This window comes from Streptomyces sp. CA189 (genome assembly GCF_056428985.1).
Window position 1 is genome coordinate 452,166 of sequence record NZ_JBWJVM010000001.1, and the last position, 15,675, is coordinate 467,840.

Consider the following 15,675-nt stretch of genomic DNA (forward strand, 5'->3'; position numbering starts at 1 on the left):
GCGTCCACCTGCCCGGAGGGCGCGTCAAGGGGGTCCGTACGGTCGCTCGGCGGCACGGCGGTCGCACGGCGTGGTGGCGGTTGGTTCAGTGCCGCGCCATCGGCTTGGTCCGGCGCTGGTAGGACAGCGCGCACACGCCGAGGGACAGTCCCATGGAAAAGAAGTTGACGAACCCGATGACGAAGACCCACGGGGACATGCCGGCCAGGTTGGCCGTGGAGAGCCCACCGGTCGCCATCACCGCCAGGCCGAGGCCTCCGTAGGGGGTGAGGGCCACCGCCGAGGCCCATCCGGGTGCGAGGAGAAGCCATCGGGGGACCCGCCCTCCGCGCAGCCCGGGTACCCAGCGCGGGAAGATCCGGCCCCATGGCCGGGTGAGGGCTCCGAGGAGCGTGATGCCCAGAAGGATGCCCACGGCCGTGAAGTCGATCCCGTGTTCCTCCAGCCATACGAGAACCCGGGGAGCCCCGTTCCTGGCGAATTCCTCGGCCATGCTCATGCCCGCCGGTTTGCCGGCCGTTCCGCCCCACGACCAGGACAACTTCATCGCCACGTAGGGCAGGCAGCCGACGGCTCCCGCAAGCGCTGCCCGCCTGACGGCCGGCGGCGGGCCGGTGAACGACACGGTGGATGCGGTGCGTCGATGCATGTCCTTACCCTGCCGAGGCACGAGTGCTCCGCACATCCACCCGGGGCACAAGGCGTTCCTCCCCCCTGCGGGGGAGATGGCGACCAACCCGGCGGGGCGCTGCCGCTGGGGGCGGGCAGCGCCGGGGCCGGGGGTGCGGCAGGTGCGGTGCTACTGGACGGGCAGCGGGACCGGGACCGGCGGGGCCGGGACCGGGAGCGGGGGCAGGCCCGGGAGGCCGAGGCCGGTGAGCAGGGCGACGAGGGCGGCGACCAGGTCGGTCACCACGTCGGTGGCCTTGGCCTTGGCGTCGGTGGAGCAACCGCAGGGCCCGGCGGCCTTGGTGAGGCCGTCGACGGAGCCCTTGAGCTTGTCGATGGCACCCGTGGCCAGGTCGAGCGGGCCTGCGGCGGGCCTGGCCTTGTGGGCGGCGACGGGGAGCACGGGGGCCGCCACGGGCAGCTTCGGGGCGTCGACGGGCAGCTTCGGCGCCTCGACGGGCAGCGCCGGGGCCTCCACCGGAAGCTTCGGGGCCTCCACGGGGAGCTTCGGGGCGTCGACGGGCAGCTTCGGCGCGTCCACCGGAAGCTTCGGGGCCTCGACCGGGAGCTTCGGGGCGTCGACGGGCAGCTTCGGGGCTTCGACCGGCAGCTTCGGCGGGTCAACCGGGAGGGCGGGAGCGTCCACCGGCGGGAGCGGTGCCGGGAGGGCCGGGGCGGCGGGCAGGCTCTTCTTCAGCTCCGCGATCGCGGCGTCGATCTTCTCCTTGAAGGCGGCCAGGTCCGCCTCCGGGATCTCGCCGTCGGGGGACTTCAGGACGGCGGCCAGCAGATCGGTGACGGGTTTGAGCAGCCCGCCGACCCCGCCCAGCGACTGCACCTGCGCGAGCAGGGCCTCGGTGCCGGGGATGGCCTTCCCGGCCGGCGCGGCCGCCACGAACGCGGCGGCGGCCTGCGGCTTCGCGGGCGACTCCGCCGCCGCCGACGCCAGACCGGGGGACGCGGTCAGGAGGGTCAGGCAGAGGGCAGCGGGGACGGTGTAACGCGTGATGCGGTGCAACGAATCTCTCCTGTCGAGGAGCCCCGACATGGGACGTGCCGGAGCATGACGTGACGTGGGACGTGACATGGGACGTGCCCCAGCCCACTCACCGACACCCCGTCAGGCCCCGCAACCTGAGCCCCCGCACCGCCCGCGCGGACACGCCGCGCAACCGGCCTACGTACGCCCTTGACCTGCCTCTACGCCGTCGCCCTCGGGCGATGCCCCGTCAGGCGGGCCCCTCCCACCGGATCTCCCCGTCCTGGACCCGGTCCGCGGCGGCGAGCCCGACCCGCGCGGCGACGGCCGCGGACGCGGTGTGGCCGGGGTGGACGTGCGCGATGACGGTGCGCACCCCGGCCTGTGCCCCGAGCCACTCGACCATCGCCCGGGTCGCCTCGGTGGCGATGCCGCGGCCCTGCCAGGGCGTACCGACGACCCAGGCGATCTCGGCGGCCTCCCCGGACACGGTCGCCTGGACCGTCCCGGTCAGGCAGTCCTCGGCGTCGAGCCGGACCACCCAGTTGCACCAGGAGACGGCGGGGTCCGGCGAACCGGCGACCAGTCGCGCGTAGCGCGTGCGCAGGGCCGTCGCGGTGAGCGGCTCCCCGCCGATGAAGCGGTGCAGCTCCGGGTCCCCCAGCACCCCGGCCATCTCCTCGGCGTGCGCGACCTCCAGGGGCAGCAGGGTCAGCCGCCCGGTCCGGATGATCACCCCGCCTGCGTCGCCGCGAAGTCGGCCCACGCGGTGGCGGTGACCCGGATGACCGGCCCGTCCCCCTGCTTGCTGTCCCGGACGGCCACAGTGCCCGCGATGTTGGTGGCCACCTCCACGCACTCGGTGTTGGCTTGGTCGCTGCTGTAACTGGACTTCACGAACTCGAACTCGTTCACGGCTTACATACCTTTGCTGATGGCATCGATCAGGCTCACGGAGTCGTGCGGCGCAAGACTCAGCCGTGACACCCGGGCGAACGCCCGGCTGTACGCCTCATTGGCCTCCGCCCCTTCTGCCCACAGGGTAGAGCCGATGGTCTCGGCGTAGCCGACGTCCAGCGCCCCGGGATCCGCGAACGAAACGATGTTGAAGGAACCGTCGACGCCATGGTGCCTCCCCGCCCGGAAGGGCAGCACCTGCACGTGGACGTGCGGCAGCTTCGCCACCTGCACCAGATGGTCGAGCTGCGCGCGCATCACTTCGACGCTGCCGACCTGGTGGCGCAACGCCGCCTCCCACAGCACCGCGTGGAACTCCAGCGGCGCGTCTCCCCGCAACCGCGCCTGCCGCTTGATGCGTGAGGTCACGAGCGCCTCGATCTCGTCGGGGTGCGACCAGTTGGACGTGACCCCCAACGCCCTCACGTACTCCGGGGTCTGAAGCAGCCCGGGTACCAGGGCAGGATGCCAAGTCCGGATACGGGTGGCGATCTCCTCCATCGCGATGTACTCGCCCAGGCCACCCACGATGGGCATGTGCTGCCACCAGCCCTTGGCCTTGCGACGCTCTCGGTCCAGCTTGGCCAGGGACAGCAGGCCATGGAGCACCGCCTCGTCCGTCACGCCATAGAGCTTGCACAGCGCCACAATGTCCGGGTCGCGGAACGGAACCCAGCCGCGCTCCATCTTGGCGACCTTGGCCGCCGTGGCACTCAGCACCTGCGCCGCTTGCGGCTGCGTCAGGCCCGCAGCGTCCCGCAGGCGCAGCAGCTCCCCGCCCAGCCGGCGTGCAAGCACCGTCGATACCCGGTTGTCCGTGGCCACTTGGCCCACCTCCCTGTACCGGATGCAGTCAACCGTGCCCAGCCGGAACCGCACAACTACTCCTTGGAGATAGATTTCCCCGGAAGAGCTTGCACCCATCACGCGCCGCGCCCTACCGTCAGTGACGAACTACTCACCGCACAGAGTCAGTTGGCGGAAGCGCACCGGGCTGTCCACAAGACGGCACCGGCATGCCACCGCCCGTACCGGAGGTGCACAGCCATGGAGCGTCACGACGTACGGAACTACCCGCCCCGCCAGGACTCCGTACCCACCGCCCGCCGGCACACCGCGTGGCTCGCCGTGGCCTGGGGACAGCCCGAGCTGGCGGCGGACGCGGCGCTGCTGACCAGCGAGCTGACCACCAACGCGCTGCTGCACGGCTCCGTCTGGGACCGCTACTTCCGGGTCGAGGTCCGCCTCACCGGAGCAGTGCTCCGCATCGAGGTCACCGATCCGAAGGGAGAGCGCCGCCCCGAACCGCGAGCGGTCGCCGACCACGACCAGTTCGGGCGCGGGCTGCACATCGTCAAAGCCCTCTCCGCACACTGGGGGTGCACGGACCGGATCGTCGGCAAGACCGTGTGGGCGGAGCTGGCCCGCGGAGGGCGACAGATCCCCCATTAGGCTGATCCACATGGATGGGTGGACGGCGCCGAGTTCCATCGAGCGCGAGCTGTACGAGGCCAAGGCGCGCGGGGACTGGGCGGGGTACCTGGACGCCCTCGCCCGCAGCGAGCTGTTCCTGCCGCAGTCCCGGGCCCAGGTCGACGCCGAGCCCACGATGGCCCGCTTCCACCCCACCCCCGACCGGCGCTGCCTCGTCGTCCACACCCGCGGGATGCTGCCCGCCCCCGACCCGCACACCGTGTACCTGCCCAGGTCGCTCGCCTGGTTCGCGAACGCCTGGGACTCCGCCGACCCGCCCCACCTCGCCGTGAACCCCGGCTCCCCCGCCGAGGCCTACCTCACGACCACCCCCGCCGACCTCGCCCGCTGGCGCGCCCACTGGGACGCCCACTGGGACGCCGTGGCCCCCGCCTGGGGCCTCGCCCCCGGCGCCGTGCACTCCCTGCACGTCGGCGGGCCGCTGCACGGACCGGTCGCGCACGGGCTCGCCGTCGGAGCCCATCTCGCCATCACCAACGGGGAGTTCTGGAACGCCCTCGCCTACCACGGCAACGGCTACGCCCGGGAGCGCGAGCGCCTGCGCCGGGACTGGGACGTCACCGACTCCGCGAGCTGGCACGAGGTCCTGCGCGGCCTGCTCTCGGCCGGGATGGTCAGCCCCGTCTGGGAGTTCGCACTGCGCGTGCGCCGCGTCCTCGCCTCCGACTTCGCCGGCCCCGTGGACGTGGAGCACTGGCGGCACGCCGCGGCGGGAGCCCTGCGCCGCAGCGCCGAACGGGAGGCCGAACCGCAGCTGACCCCCGAGGGCGTCACCCTCGCCGCGCCCCGGCCGACCGCCGAGGTCGAGGGCGAAATCGCAGGCGTACAGCGCCTCATCGGCCGGATCGCCCGCTACGAGCAGCGCTTCCGCGCCGACGGGCTGCTCCCCGACGACGGCTGGGTCCGCTCCGTCGAGGGCTGGGACCACGGCCGGGCCTCGCAGCTGGCCCGCTGGGGGCTCGGCGCCCGCTACGGCACCCTCGCCGAGGCCGAACGCGGCGTACTGGCCGCCGGGGCCGCGGCGCGCGCGGCCTACCGCTCGTGGGAGGAGTTCTCCGCCGGGTACGCGCTGGCCCGGTGCCTGCACTTCGACGAGGAAGAGTTCGGCGAGTGGTACGCGGGCTCCCTGGCCACCCACCTCACCCTGACCACCGACCCCGCGAGCCCCTGGCGCAACATCTCCTGGCGGGCACCCGAAGGAACCACGTGACGCAGCAAGGGATCATCACGACCGAGCGCATGGACGGCCCGGCCGCGGCGCGGGCCGCGGACGCGTTCGGGCTGGTCTACGCCGAAGCGTTCGCGGAGCCTCCGCACCACGAGACCGAGGAGGACGTCGCCGCCGCCTTCCGCCGCTTCCCCGACCAGACGCGCAGGCCCGCCTTCCGCGCGGCCTTGGCCCGTACCCCCGGCGGCGAGCCGGCCGGCATGGCCTACGGCTGGACGCTCCCGCCCGACGCGGTGTGGTGGGACGAACTCACCGAGCCCGTGTCCGCCGCCATGCGGCGCGAGGACGGCCGCCGCACCTTCGGGCTCATCGAGCTCGCCGTGCGCGGGCCGTGGCGCGGACAGGGTGTCGCGCGGCGGCTGCACACGGCGCTGCTCGACGGCATCACGGCCGAGCGGGTGCTGCTGAAGGTCCACCAGGAGGCCGGGGCGGCCTCGGCCGCCTACCGGGCGTGGGGGTACCGCAAGATCGCCGAGGCCCGGCCCCCGGGTACGGACGCGGGCCCGGACGCGGACGCGGACCTCCGTGACGTGATGCTGCTCGATCTGCGGCGCTGAAGGCGCCGGCGCCGACGCCTACGTGCCGGGCTCCACGGCGGCCTTGTCGGAGTCGCTGCGCAGGACGCAGAACTCGTTGCCCTCGGGGTCGGCGAGGACGGCCCAGCCCGAGCCGTCGGGATTCCGGCGGTCGGCGACCAGCACGGCGCCGAGGCCCAGCAGCCGGTCCACCTCCTGCTCGCGCGAGGTCTCGGGGCGCAGGCACAGGTGGATCCGGTTCTTGACCGTCTTGGCCTCGGGCACCTGGTTGAAGTACAGCGCCGGGCCCTCCGCGAGCACGACCTGGGTCGCCGGGTCACCCGGTCGGGCGTCCGGATCCACCGGACGGCCCGTCACGCCGCTCCAGAAGCGGGCCAGCCCGTAGGCATCCGCACAGTCGATCGCCACGTTCTGCACTACCGAAACCATGCGCCCCAGCCTGGCCGATCACCGCTCAGGACGCCACCGGCTCGTGGCGCTCGTCGCGGCTCCGCGGGAGCCGGGCGAGGGTGACCGCGCGGAGCAGCCATTCCACCGGGCCGTACCGGTGTCGGGCCATCAGGTGCTTGCTGAGGGCGAGTTGGCCGCCGTACAGGGCGAGCGCGCCGAGTACGACGACGGTCGCGCCGAGGCGGCCGTACAGGGCGAGGCCGTAGGCGGTGAAGACGAGGGCCATGACCAGGGACTGGCTCAGGTAGTTCGTCAGGGCCATCCGGCCGGCGGGGGCGAGGAGCAGCGCGGTGCGCGCACCCCGGGGCGTCTTCATGAAGAGGAGCATTCCGCAGACGTACGCGGCGGTGAGCGCGGGCGCCGTGACCGTGCCCACGACCGGGCCGATGAGGGTCCACCGGGGACCGAGCGCGCCGGCGGCGGCCACGGCCATGAAGAGGCTGCCGGGCAGGCCGACGGCGACGCCGAGCACGCAGATGCGGCGCATCCGGGCCGCGTGCCGTCCCGTGTCGGCGAGGAGCCGCCGCTTGCCGCAGTACAGGCCGGTGAGGAAGGCCGCCAGGACGAAGCCGCCCATCAGCGGTACGGCGAGGAGCGCGTCGGGCAGTTGCCCGAGGTTGGCCTGTACGACGGACGCCGCGTCGCCCCGGTAGTCGGCGGTCAGGCCGGCGAAGCCGGCGGTGACCTCGGCGTCCAGGCCGGCCGCCTCGGCGTCCGACATGAACAGGGAGGCCAGCCCCAGGAGGAGCATGAGGCCGCTCGCGCAGCCGTACACGATCCGGGCGGCGCGCAGGGCCGACTGCGGCGAGCAGGCCCGTGCGGCGATCAGGATCAGGCCGAGCAGCGCGTAGGTCATGAGGATGTCGCCGATGTACAGCAGTACGGCGTGCAAGAGGCCCAGGACGAGCAGGCCCAGCGAGCGGCGGAGCAGCCGGGGAACGGCGCTCGCGCCCTCGCGGGCGGCGGAGGCCTGCTGGAGGGTGAAGCTGTAGCCGAAGAGGAACGAGAACATCAGGTAGAACTTGGCGGCCACGAGGGTCTGTACGGCACCCTCGACGGTCCGGTCGAGCGGGGAGATGTCCGGGTCGACGGCGGGGCCGAGGCCGTACGGGCCGGCCATCATCAGCGCGTTGACCAGCAGGATGCCCAGGAGCGCGAACCCGCGCAGGGCGTCGACCTCCGGTATGCGCGTGGGCCGGTCGGTTCGTTCGTGCGCAGCAGCCGTCGCGGGCACCGCATCCCCCAAGTGGTCGTGGGCTCTCTTGTGGAGACGGTAGCCCGGCGGGTCAGGGCCGATGACCCCTCACTCGCGCGCGTACACCGAGAAGGGGCGCACCCCCGGACCCCGCCGCGCGGCGACGACCAGGTCCTCGTACACGAGCAGGGCCGCCACTTCGCCCCGCACCCGGTCCACGTCGAGACCGGTGTCCATGCTCTCCTTCTCGTCGCCGGTGGCGGCGTCGAGCACCCGCAGGTCGTCGAGGCCGTCGTTGCGGGAGCCGCGGTCGGCGAGGACGGTCACCCGGCCGCCGGTCACGTCCAGGGCGCGCAGACCACCCGCGACGCCCACGTCCCGCAGCCAGACCTGACTGCCGCTCGCAAGGTCGAAGGCGACCACCCGGTCCCGGTACGCCTTGCGCTGCCTGCTCTCGGCGCCGAGATAGAGCCGCCCGTCCGCGACGGCCACGAGGGCCGGCGTGTTTGCCTGGACCATGCCGTATGCGCCGGTGGTCGCGATGCGGCCGATGGCCTTTCCGCCCTCGCCGAAGGCGAGGAAGGCGCCCGGCCCGCCGTCCGTCGTCCCGCCGGCCTGCACGACCGCAGGCTCGGCGGACAGCAGGGTCAGCTGCCCGTCCGGGAGGGGCGTCGTCCGGCCGCCGAGGGGTGCGGTCCACCGCTGCCCGCCGTCGGCCGGGTCGAACGCGGCCAGCCGCACTTCGGTTTGGGCGCAGGCGAGTACGGCGACCACCTGCCGCTCCCCGACGGCGACCTGCTCGGGCACGCAGCCCTCGGGTACGGCGGCTGTCCAGCGCGGGGCGCCGGTCCGCAGGTCGAAGGCGCGCAGGGCCTTCGACCCGGACACGGTGGGCCGGGTGCTGGGGGTCCACAGGTCTTCGTCGAGGACCCACATGTCGTCGGCGTCCCGCAGGACGGCGATCCCGCCGCCTACGGCGACCATGTCGGTGAACGTCTCGGTCCGGTTCCCCGGTGCGCGGGGCGTGTGCCATAGCTCGCGGCCGGTCGTGAGGTCGAGCGCGGCGACGGTCGAGCAACCCGCGTCCGCCGGCTTCCCCCGGGCGATCAGCACGACGGAGCCGGCCGTGCGGCGGCTGACGGAGCAGATGCGCTCCTGTCCGGGCGGGGCGTACTCCCAGCGGCCCTTCCCCGTCTTCGCGTCGAAGGCGGTGACCGCGTCGTACCGGCTGCGGACGAGCGTGTCGCCAACCAGCCAGGCCCCGTTGCCGTACTTCATGGCGCCGCCGTCGACCGGGGCCTCCCAGACGACGCGCAGTGATCCCCCCGAGGCGGAACAGCCTGTGGCGAGGCCGACGGCGAGCAGTGCGGTGACGGCCGCGAGCAGGGGGCGAAGCCGCCGCCCGGGTCCCGTGCCGACGATCGTGCGCGGTGCCATATGGATCCCCACCCCTGGCTCTGACGGTCGAAGCCCCGTCAGATTAAGGCACAGTTGATCAACGCCGCGTCTCCGCGCCAAAGTCGCTTGGGGCGGCCGGACGACCCGATTACCGTGCCCCCCATGACTCTTGTGCTGAACGACGCCGTACGAAAGCTCCTCGACGCCCCGCACCCGGCGGTGCTCGCCACCCTGAACCCCGACGGCAGCCCGCAGAGTTCGGTGGTCTGGGTGACCCGGGACGGGGACGAGGTCCTGATCTCCACCGTGCGCGGCCGCCGCAAGGAGCGCAACATCGTGCGGGACGCCCGGATCGGCCTCACCGTCTTCAACCTGGCCAACACCGACCTCTACGCCGAGATCCGCGGCACCGCCACCGTCACCGAGGACGCCGGCCGGGCCGTCGCCGTCCGCCTCGCGGAGGAGTACGAGGGCCCGGGCGCGGGCGCGGAGTACGCGAACGCCCCGGCCGAGGACGTCCGGGTCGTCATCCGCCTCACCCCGGCCAAGGTGATCGGCAGCGCGGCCCGCTGAGGCCCTTACGGACCTCCCTTACGGAACCCCCCTACGGAAGCCCCGGCCGCAGCGCCGCCCAGGTGTCCACGGCCACCGCCAGGGGGTCGGACGCCGCGAGGTGGGGCCGGGCCGGCTCCGTGCAGCGGATCAGGTTCTTGATGCGGCGCAGCCGGAGGATGTCGGGGCGCGGCAGGTCCCGCCAGACCCGGGCCTGCGCCGCCGCCTGCGCCGGGGTCAGCTCGAAGAGGGCCAGCACGTCCCGGCACAGGGCGGCGGGGTCGCGGTCGGGATCCCCGCCCTCGCCGGGCCCGAGGTACCGGATCAAGTAAGCGTGCACGTAAGGCCGTTCCTCCGGCCGGCCCAACCGGTCGAGGGCGGCCAGTGCGACCCGGGCCCATCGCAGCCGCACCCCGTCGGGCAGCTCCGCGTTCTGCATCGAGAGCGTGGCCAGGCACCGCAGCGTCTCCGAATGCGGCTCCTCCGGCAACGGGGGCCCGGTGGCCAGCCACTCCTCCAGGTCGGCCAGCTCGTGCCCGTCCGGCGGTACGTACGTCAGCACCTGCCCGCGGGCGAGCAGCGCGACCACGGGCCCTGTGAGCTGTACCTTCGCCACGTGCCCCGCGTCGAAGGACCCGACCGTGCGCCCGTACCGCTCGATCCACCGCAGCCTGGTCCGCAGCCCGCCGGTCGCGTACACCTGCCCGGCCCGCGCCACCCCGCCGATGCACCGCACCACGCACACCCCGCCCGCGGCATCGGCCGCCTCGACGGCACACACCTGCAACTCCGCGAAGGACACCCCGTTCCACCCCTCTCCCGGCGGGGAGGCTACCCCCGGGAAGCTCCGTGCGCGGTCACTTCCGGCTTCGGAGGCTCGGCAGCGTCAGTACCAGTGGTTGGTGTCCACGATTTCGCCGGACTCCACGTCGATGCGGCCCTGGAAGTCACGTGCGTTGCGCGTGACCATGATGATGAGCGGCCGCCCGTCCTGCGGCATGGCGTAGTCGAATCCGTGCACGTCCGTCGGGTTGTAGAGCAGGTCGTGCGGCGGGTGCAGCCGGAACCGCTCCGATCCGTCGGCCCGGAAGACCACCGCATTGTCCGACCGGGTGAAGGGTGCGCAGTCCAGCGCTTCCACCACCAGCACCAGCGTCTCGTCGTACTCCCGCCACGCCGTGACGGACCGTGGCGGCAGCTCGTACGACTTCTCGACGGTCCCGGCGGGGCCGCTCCACCGGACCGTGGTGTCGCCCCGGGTCCAGGCGACTACGACGTCGGGCTGTGCTTCTGTCACGTGGCTCTCCCTCCTGCTCAGCGCCAGGTGTTGGTGTCCACGATCTCGCCGGTCTCCAGATCGATGCGGCCCTGGAAATCGCCTGCGTTGCGCGTGACCATGATCATGAGCGGCCGGCCGTCCTGCGGCACAGCGAGGTAAAAGCCGTGCACGTCGCTCGGCGTGTACACCAGGCCATGCGGCGGGTGCAGCCGGAACCGCTCCGAGCCGTCGGCCCGGAAGACCACTGCGTTGTCCGACGGGGTGAAGGGTGCAGTGTTGATGGCTTCCACCACCACGACCAGCGTCTCGTCGTACTCACGCCACGCCATTACATCCTGCGGCGGACGCTCGTACGACTTCTCGACGCTCCCCGCCGGGCCACTCCACCGGACCGTGGTGTCGCCCGGGGCCCAGGTGACCACGACGCCGGGATCTGCTTCTGTCACTTGGGGATCTCCGTGGCTGGGCCGACTGGAATCAGTCGGGATCGGTCATCGAATTCCATGATCTCAATCTGGGTCCCGCCACCGGGTAGCCGGCCCAGCTTCGGATCCATCTGGGGCCCGATGATGCTCTCCTGGACGAGGATCGGGTCACCGTCAGAGATGCGGTAGCGCTGCAGGAGCGAGACGTCCGGCTTCCAGTCGGTGCGGAGGGCCATCTGATCGCGAACGTACTGCTGGTTGGGTACGTCGTCGAAGGTGCCGAATCCGCCCGGGCCACGCTGACCGGGTGCGACCACCATGTTGAACTCCTCCCCCGGCTGGGCGAAGCGCGCGACGATCGTCGACCCCTCCAGGTGCGGCTGGGTTTCCTCGCGTTCGATCCGGGCCCGGGGCAGTGCCTTCTGTTCCGGCTTGGTGCACGGGCTGAGCCCCAGCGGGTCCGCCCACACGTGCGGGTTGGAGACGTAGGCGACCGGATTCGGGGCCGGGGCGAGGCCCAGGGGGTCGCCCGTCAGGTAGCGGGCCGTCTCCGGGTCGTAGGTGCGGAAGTAGTTGTGGTGGAGGCCGGTCTCCGGGTCGTGGTACTGGCCCGGGAAGCGCAGCGGGGTGTAGGCGGAGGCGTCCCGGTTCCAACTCGTCGTGCCCCAGAGCGTCGCGCGGGTGCGCCAGGCGACCTCGCCCTGTTCGTCGATCAGCTCGGTCGGCGTGCCGACCAGGTCGGTGACGATGGCGAAGAACCGGGAGTCGATCTCCTGCTGGGACGTCCCGCGTATGGACTCCACCTGCGTGAGCGGGTGCAGTCCGGAGTGCGTCCAGGTCAGCGTGACCTCGTGCGGGTTGCCCGCCGAGCGCGTCGTCTGCTCGATGAGGGTCGGGCCGTTCCAGGTGAAGACCGTCTCCTCCACGACCTCCGGGACCGCCACGACCTCGTCCGCCGGGGCGAGCTCGGCCGATGTTTCACGTGAAACACCGGCAGGGCCCGCCGCGAGCCGCTGCTTCGCGGCGCGCCGGCCCAGCGCGTCGTAGCGGTAGCGCCAGCGGGTCCCGTCCGGGGTGGTGACCTCCGTGAGGCGGTCGTCCGCGTCCCAGGTGTAGCGCCAGGTGTCGGGCTTCTTGGAGAGCCGGGACTTCTGCCGCAGGATCACGCGGCCCTGGGCGTCGTGCTCGTAGCGGACCCGGCCCGCCCGGTTGATCCGCGTCCCGGTGTAGGCGCGCTCGCCGGCGGCCTCCGTGCCGAGGTGCTCCGGCCAGGCGGCCGAGGTCTGGTTGCCCGCCTCGTCATAGGCGTACCGCTCCGACCAGGAGGCGGCGTCCACCGCCGTGACCCGGGAGGCCGCGTCCAGGGTGAAGGTCCGCGGACCCGTCTCCGCGTCGTCGATCCCCAGCAGATTTCCGTCGGCCCGGTAGCTGTAGCCGCGGCGCAGCAGGGTGCGCTGGTCGGAGCCGGTGATGTGGCGGGTCGTGAGCCGGCCCGCCGCGTCGAAGGTCTGGTGCAGCTGCGTGGTGTCGCCGATGCGCCTCGTCAGTTCGTGGCCGGCCGCGTCCCGCTCGAAGGTCAGCCGGCGTCCCGAAGCGGTCAGTTCGGTGCAGTGACCGCCCTCGTCGTACGTCCAGCGGGTCTCCGCCCCGGTGGGGGTGGTCATGCCGGCCGGCCGGCTCAGCTCGTCGTACGCGTAGCGGACCGTACGGCCGTCGACCTGCTCCTCGACCAGTCGCCCGTGCCGGTCGCGGATGCGGAGCAGCCGGGTGCCGTCGGAGGAGACCGCCGCCGCCGGTAGGTCGAAGACGTCGAACTCGAACGTCGCCGTGCCGGTGGGCGAGGTCTTGCGGATGATCCGGCCGAGCACGTCCCGCTCGTACGCGATCTCCTCGCCCAGCCCGTTGACGCGCGAGCGCAGGCGCCCGGTCGGGTCGTAGGTGTAGGTGAGGGTCAGGCCGTCGAAGTCGGTCTCCGAGACCAGTCGGCCCGCCGCGTCGTACACGTACTCCCAGGTCAGGCCCTGGGGGTTGCGTACACCCGTCAGCCGCAGCAACGCGTCATGGGTGTACTCGTACCGAACGCCGTCGGGCCCCGTCCGGGCCGCCAACAGGTCGAAGTGGGTGTACTCGAAGCCGGTCACCCCGCCCGCCGGGTCGGTGAAGGAGGTGCAGTTGCCCTCGCCGTCGTACGTCCACAGCGACTCGGCGCCGTCCGGGTCCACCCGGCGGGCGGGACGGCCCTCCGGGGTCCACTCCATGGCCGTCACCCCACCGAGCGGATCGGTCACGCGCACGGGGCGCCCGAAGGCGTCGCGCTCGAACCGGGAGGTGGCGCCGAGGGGGTCCGAGAGGGTGAGCGGCAGACCGGCCGCGTCGGTGGTGTAGCGGCTGACGGCGCCCAGCGGGTTGGTCACCGTGGTGACGTGGCCGCGCTCGTCGTAGCCGAAGGTGGTGGCGGCTCCCGCCGAGGTGCTGAGCGAGGTGCGGTTGCCGCGCGCGTCGAAGCTCTGGCGGATGACCGTGCCGTCGGCGTTGGCCACCCGTACCGGCAGGCCCAGTTCGTCGTACTCCGTGCCGGCGGTGCGGCCGTCGGGACGGATCGAGCGGGTGATCCGCCCCGCCTCGTCGTACTCCTGGAGCGAGGTGGCGCCCAGTGGGTCGGTACGGCTGATCACGCGTCCGGCGCTGTCGTACTGGTAGCGGGTGACGGCGCCGAGCGGGTCGATCTCGGCGACGACCCGGCACCGCTCGTCGATCACGTAGCGCCGCGTGTGCCCGTCGGCGGTGGTGACCGCGGTGACGCGGTGGCCGGTCTCCGGGTCGCGCCCGTCGTAGGTGAGGGTGAGGGCGAGGTGGCCAGCCTCTCCGCCTTCGGCGATGCAGCGGTCCTGGTCGTCGTAGACGTAGTCGTAACGGCTGCCGTTGGTGTCGGTCCAGGACGTGATGCGGCCGCGTTCGTCGTAGGCGAGGCTCAGCGGCCGGCCCGAGGAGTTGACGACCTCCGTCAGGTTCCCGTCGGTGTAGCCGTACGAGAGGACGCGCGGGCCGCCGGTCAGGTGCAGGCCGGTGACCCGGCCCCCGGAGGTTTCGAAGCGGAGATGGTATCCGCCGGAGTGGGCCATGCCGAGCGGCACGCCCTCGGCGTCGTACTCGAAGAGGATGTGGTTGCCGTTGCGGTCGTCCAACTGGACGATCGGCGCGATGCCGTCCTCCACGGCGTCCGGACGATCACCGTCATGCCCGTCCGCCACTCCCGCGGGCCGGCTGAACCGGCGCACCTGCCCCGATGCGGGGTCCGTCAGCGTCCAGTCGCCGTCCGGGGTCCGCTCCAGCGGACGGAGCGGACCGGTGGCGGGAAGCACGGGGATGCCGGGGGCCGGGTGCGGATAGGCGACGACGAGGCCGTCCTCGGAGACCAGGACGACGCCCTCCGCGTCGATCTCCAGGTGCTGGTCGATGGTGGACGCCCAGGAGGGGCCGAACCAGCGGCCCGCCGTATACCCGGACTCCGCGCGGCGGGTGAAGACCAGCGGCAGCGTGCCCGGCAGGACGATGTCCGTCTGCGGCAGGAACATCCGGCCGGTGGCGAGGTCGACCGGGTCGGTATGACCCGTGGACCTCTCCCCGTCGGGGGTCTTGTGCAGGTCAGGGCCGTCACCGTCGAGCGCCTGGCGGCCCGGGCCCTTGAGGTCGTCGGCGTGTTTGGCGGCGGAGCCGATCTTCTTCAGCGACCCCAGGCCCTTGGAACCGATGAGTTCGGGGATCATCTTGCCGAAGCCCTCGGACGGGTCCTTCATGAACTCGTCGAGCATCTTCTTGCCCGCACCCATCGGATCGTTGGCCATCGTGACCAGACCCGCCGCCGTCGAGTTCAAGTTCGTCACGTACTCGGCCGGATGCGTCAGGTTGTACGGATCCATCGGATTCAGCGCACGCGCGAAGTTCACGATCCCGGCCGTGCCCTTGATGACACCACCCGCCAGATGCGTCTTCGCCAGGTCCAGATAATCCATGCCGTCACCGAGCTGCTTCGCGTACGAAGGCTTCGGCGGAGCCGAATCCCGCGCCGCGCGCACCGCCGTACGGACCGTCTCCGCAACGTCGTTACGCTGCTTGCGCGCCGTATCCAGCTTGTCCTGCGCGGCCGTCGCGATCACGGTCCCCGGATCGGTGAAATTCTCCGAAGGCCGGGGCGGCAGCGGATCCTGCTTCGCCTTCAACGCGTCGTTGTAGGTGCCGACCAGCTTGTTGTGGGCGCCGCGTGCCTCGGTGGAGACCTTCTTCGCCCGGTTGTACTCCTCCAACGCCTCCTTGGCCTGCGCCTGCGCCCACTCGACAGTCTCCGCGAACCGGCCCATCGCGTCCGCGGCCTTCCCGAACGCCTCGGCCGCCTTGAACCAGCGCGGCGGCTCCTTCGCCACCGACTCCCTGAACGAATCAGCCGTCGCGCCCTTCAGGCCATCCGGCTCCCCCACCCCCTTCAGGCCATTGCCGACCTTGTCGAAGGAGGCCT

At 72.4% G+C, this 15,675-nt stretch carries 16 protein-coding genes; 4 read left to right on the top strand and 12 right to left on the bottom strand.

Annotated features, from left to right (window positions below; translation table 11 throughout):
- Nucleotides 1–85 precede the first annotated feature (85 nt).
- The 5 genes from AC061S_RS02165 to AC061S_RS02185 form a co-directional block, all read right to left on the bottom strand.
- Nucleotides 86–649, bottom strand: coding sequence for a hypothetical protein (locus tag AC061S_RS02165; RefSeq protein WP_478684058.1), 564 nt, complete (start codon nt 647–649; stop codon nt 86–88).
- Between the two features lie 150 nt (nt 650–799).
- Complete coding sequence (locus AC061S_RS02170; RefSeq protein WP_478684059.1) at nt 800–1,687, bottom strand: hypothetical protein; 888 nt, start codon at nt 1,685–1,687, stop codon at nt 800–802.
- A 211-nt stretch (nt 1,688–1,898) separates the two neighbouring features.
- Nucleotides 1,899–2,384 (bottom strand): GNAT family N-acetyltransferase, encoded by a 486-nt coding sequence (locus AC061S_RS02175; RefSeq protein WP_478684060.1) that lies wholly within the window; start codon nt 2,382–2,384, stop codon nt 1,899–1,901.
- Complete coding sequence (locus AC061S_RS02180; protein WP_478684061.1) at nt 2,381–2,563, bottom strand: DUF397 domain-containing protein; 183 nt, start codon at nt 2,561–2,563, stop codon at nt 2,381–2,383. The genes AC061S_RS02175 and AC061S_RS02180 overlap by 4 nt, the downstream gene beginning before the upstream one ends.
- 3 nt (nt 2,564–2,566) lie before the next feature.
- Nucleotides 2,567–3,430: a helix-turn-helix domain-containing protein gene (locus tag AC061S_RS02185; protein ID WP_478684062.1), complete on the bottom strand. Its 864-nt coding sequence runs from the start codon at nt 3,428–3,430 to the stop codon at nt 2,567–2,569.
- A 222-nt stretch (nt 3,431–3,652) separates the two neighbouring features.
- Here AC061S_RS02185 and AC061S_RS02190 point away from each other — a divergent pair, with 222 nt between their 5' ends.
- The 3 genes from AC061S_RS02190 to AC061S_RS02200 are packed head-to-tail and all read left to right on the top strand — an operon-like array spanning nt 3,653 to nt 5,884.
- Nucleotides 3,653–4,057, top strand: coding sequence for an ATP-binding protein (locus AC061S_RS02190; protein WP_478684063.1), 405 nt, complete (start codon nt 3,653–3,655; stop codon nt 4,055–4,057).
- Nucleotides 4,058–4,067: 10 nt separating this feature from the next.
- Complete coding sequence (locus AC061S_RS02195; protein ID WP_478684064.1) at nt 4,068–5,309, top strand: DUF1266 domain-containing protein; 1,242 nt, start codon at nt 4,068–4,070, stop codon at nt 5,307–5,309.
- Nucleotides 5,306–5,884 carry a GNAT family N-acetyltransferase gene (locus AC061S_RS02200; RefSeq protein WP_478684065.1) on the top strand — a complete coding sequence of 193 codons (579 nt, stop codon included), beginning with the start codon at nt 5,306–5,308 and terminating at the stop codon, nt 5,882–5,884. Before AC061S_RS02195 ends, AC061S_RS02200 begins: the two co-directional genes overlap by 4 nt.
- An 18-nt stretch (nt 5,885–5,902) precedes the next feature.
- Here AC061S_RS02200 and AC061S_RS02205 read toward each other — a convergent pair whose 3' ends face one another.
- The 3 genes from AC061S_RS02205 to AC061S_RS02215 form a co-directional block, all read right to left on the bottom strand.
- Nucleotides 5,903–6,292 (bottom strand): VOC family protein, encoded by a 390-nt coding sequence (locus AC061S_RS02205; protein ID WP_478684066.1) that lies wholly within the window; start codon nt 6,290–6,292, stop codon nt 5,903–5,905.
- Between the two features lie 25 nt (nt 6,293–6,317).
- Nucleotides 6,318–7,547 carry a DUF418 domain-containing protein gene (locus AC061S_RS02210; protein WP_478684067.1) on the bottom strand — a complete coding sequence of 410 codons (1,230 nt, stop codon included), beginning with the start codon at nt 7,545–7,547 and terminating at the stop codon, nt 6,318–6,320.
- 69 nt (nt 7,548–7,616) lie between these two features.
- On the bottom strand, nt 7,617–8,945 hold the full coding sequence (locus AC061S_RS02215; protein ID WP_478684068.1) for an outer membrane protein assembly factor BamB family protein: 1,329 nt from the start codon (nt 8,943–8,945) through the stop codon (nt 7,617–7,619).
- 123 nt (nt 8,946–9,068) lie between these two features.
- On the opposite strand from AC061S_RS02215, the gene AC061S_RS02220 reads away from it, so the two are divergent.
- The gene (locus AC061S_RS02220) at nt 9,069–9,479 is read left to right on the top strand and encodes a PPOX class F420-dependent oxidoreductase (RefSeq protein ID WP_478684069.1); all 411 of its coding nucleotides are present in this window, start codon (nt 9,069–9,071) and stop codon (nt 9,477–9,479) included.
- Between the two features lie 31 nt (nt 9,480–9,510).
- Here AC061S_RS02220 and AC061S_RS02225 read toward each other — a convergent pair whose 3' ends face one another.
- The 4 genes from AC061S_RS02225 to AC061S_RS02240 all read right to left on the bottom strand — a co-directional run.
- Complete coding sequence (locus AC061S_RS02225) at nt 9,511–10,260, bottom strand: hypothetical protein (protein ID WP_478684070.1); 750 nt, start codon at nt 10,258–10,260, stop codon at nt 9,511–9,513.
- Nucleotides 10,261–10,344: 84 nt separating this feature from the next.
- Nucleotides 10,345–10,755: a hypothetical protein gene (locus AC061S_RS02230; protein WP_478684071.1), complete on the bottom strand. Its 411-nt coding sequence runs from the start codon at nt 10,753–10,755 to the stop codon at nt 10,345–10,347.
- A 17-nt stretch (nt 10,756–10,772) separates the two neighbouring features.
- Nucleotides 10,773–11,183: a hypothetical protein gene (locus AC061S_RS02235; protein ID WP_478684072.1), complete on the bottom strand. Its 411-nt coding sequence runs from the start codon at nt 11,181–11,183 to the stop codon at nt 10,773–10,775.
- On the bottom strand, nt 11,180–15,675 hold a 4,496-nt coding region (locus tag AC061S_RS02240), incomplete at its 5' end, for a putative T7SS-secreted protein (protein WP_478684073.1). The genes AC061S_RS02240 and AC061S_RS02235, both read right to left, overlap by 4 nt.

What these genes read in the sequence shown, in the direction of transcription:
- AC061S_RS02195 (WP_478684064.1), top strand. Translation starts at nt 4,068, where the DNA reads ATGGATGGGTGGACGGCGCCGAGTTCCATCGAGCGCGAGCTGTACGAG.
- AC061S_RS02205 (WP_478684066.1), bottom strand. Translation starts at nt 6,292, where the DNA reads ATGGTTTCGGTAGTGCAGAACGTGGCGATCGACTGTGCGGATGCCTAC.
- AC061S_RS02215 (WP_478684068.1), bottom strand. Translation starts at nt 8,945, where the DNA reads ATGGCACCGCGCACGATCGTCGGCACGGGACCCGGGCGGCGGCTTCGC.
- AC061S_RS02165 (WP_478684058.1), bottom strand. Translation starts at nt 649, where the DNA reads ATGCATCGACGCACCGCATCCACCGTGTCGTTCACCGGCCCGCCGCCG.
- AC061S_RS02220 (WP_478684069.1), top strand. Translation starts at nt 9,069, where the DNA reads ATGACTCTTGTGCTGAACGACGCCGTACGAAAGCTCCTCGACGCCCCG.
- AC061S_RS02190 (WP_478684063.1), top strand. Translation starts at nt 3,653, where the DNA reads ATGGAGCGTCACGACGTACGGAACTACCCGCCCCGCCAGGACTCCGTA.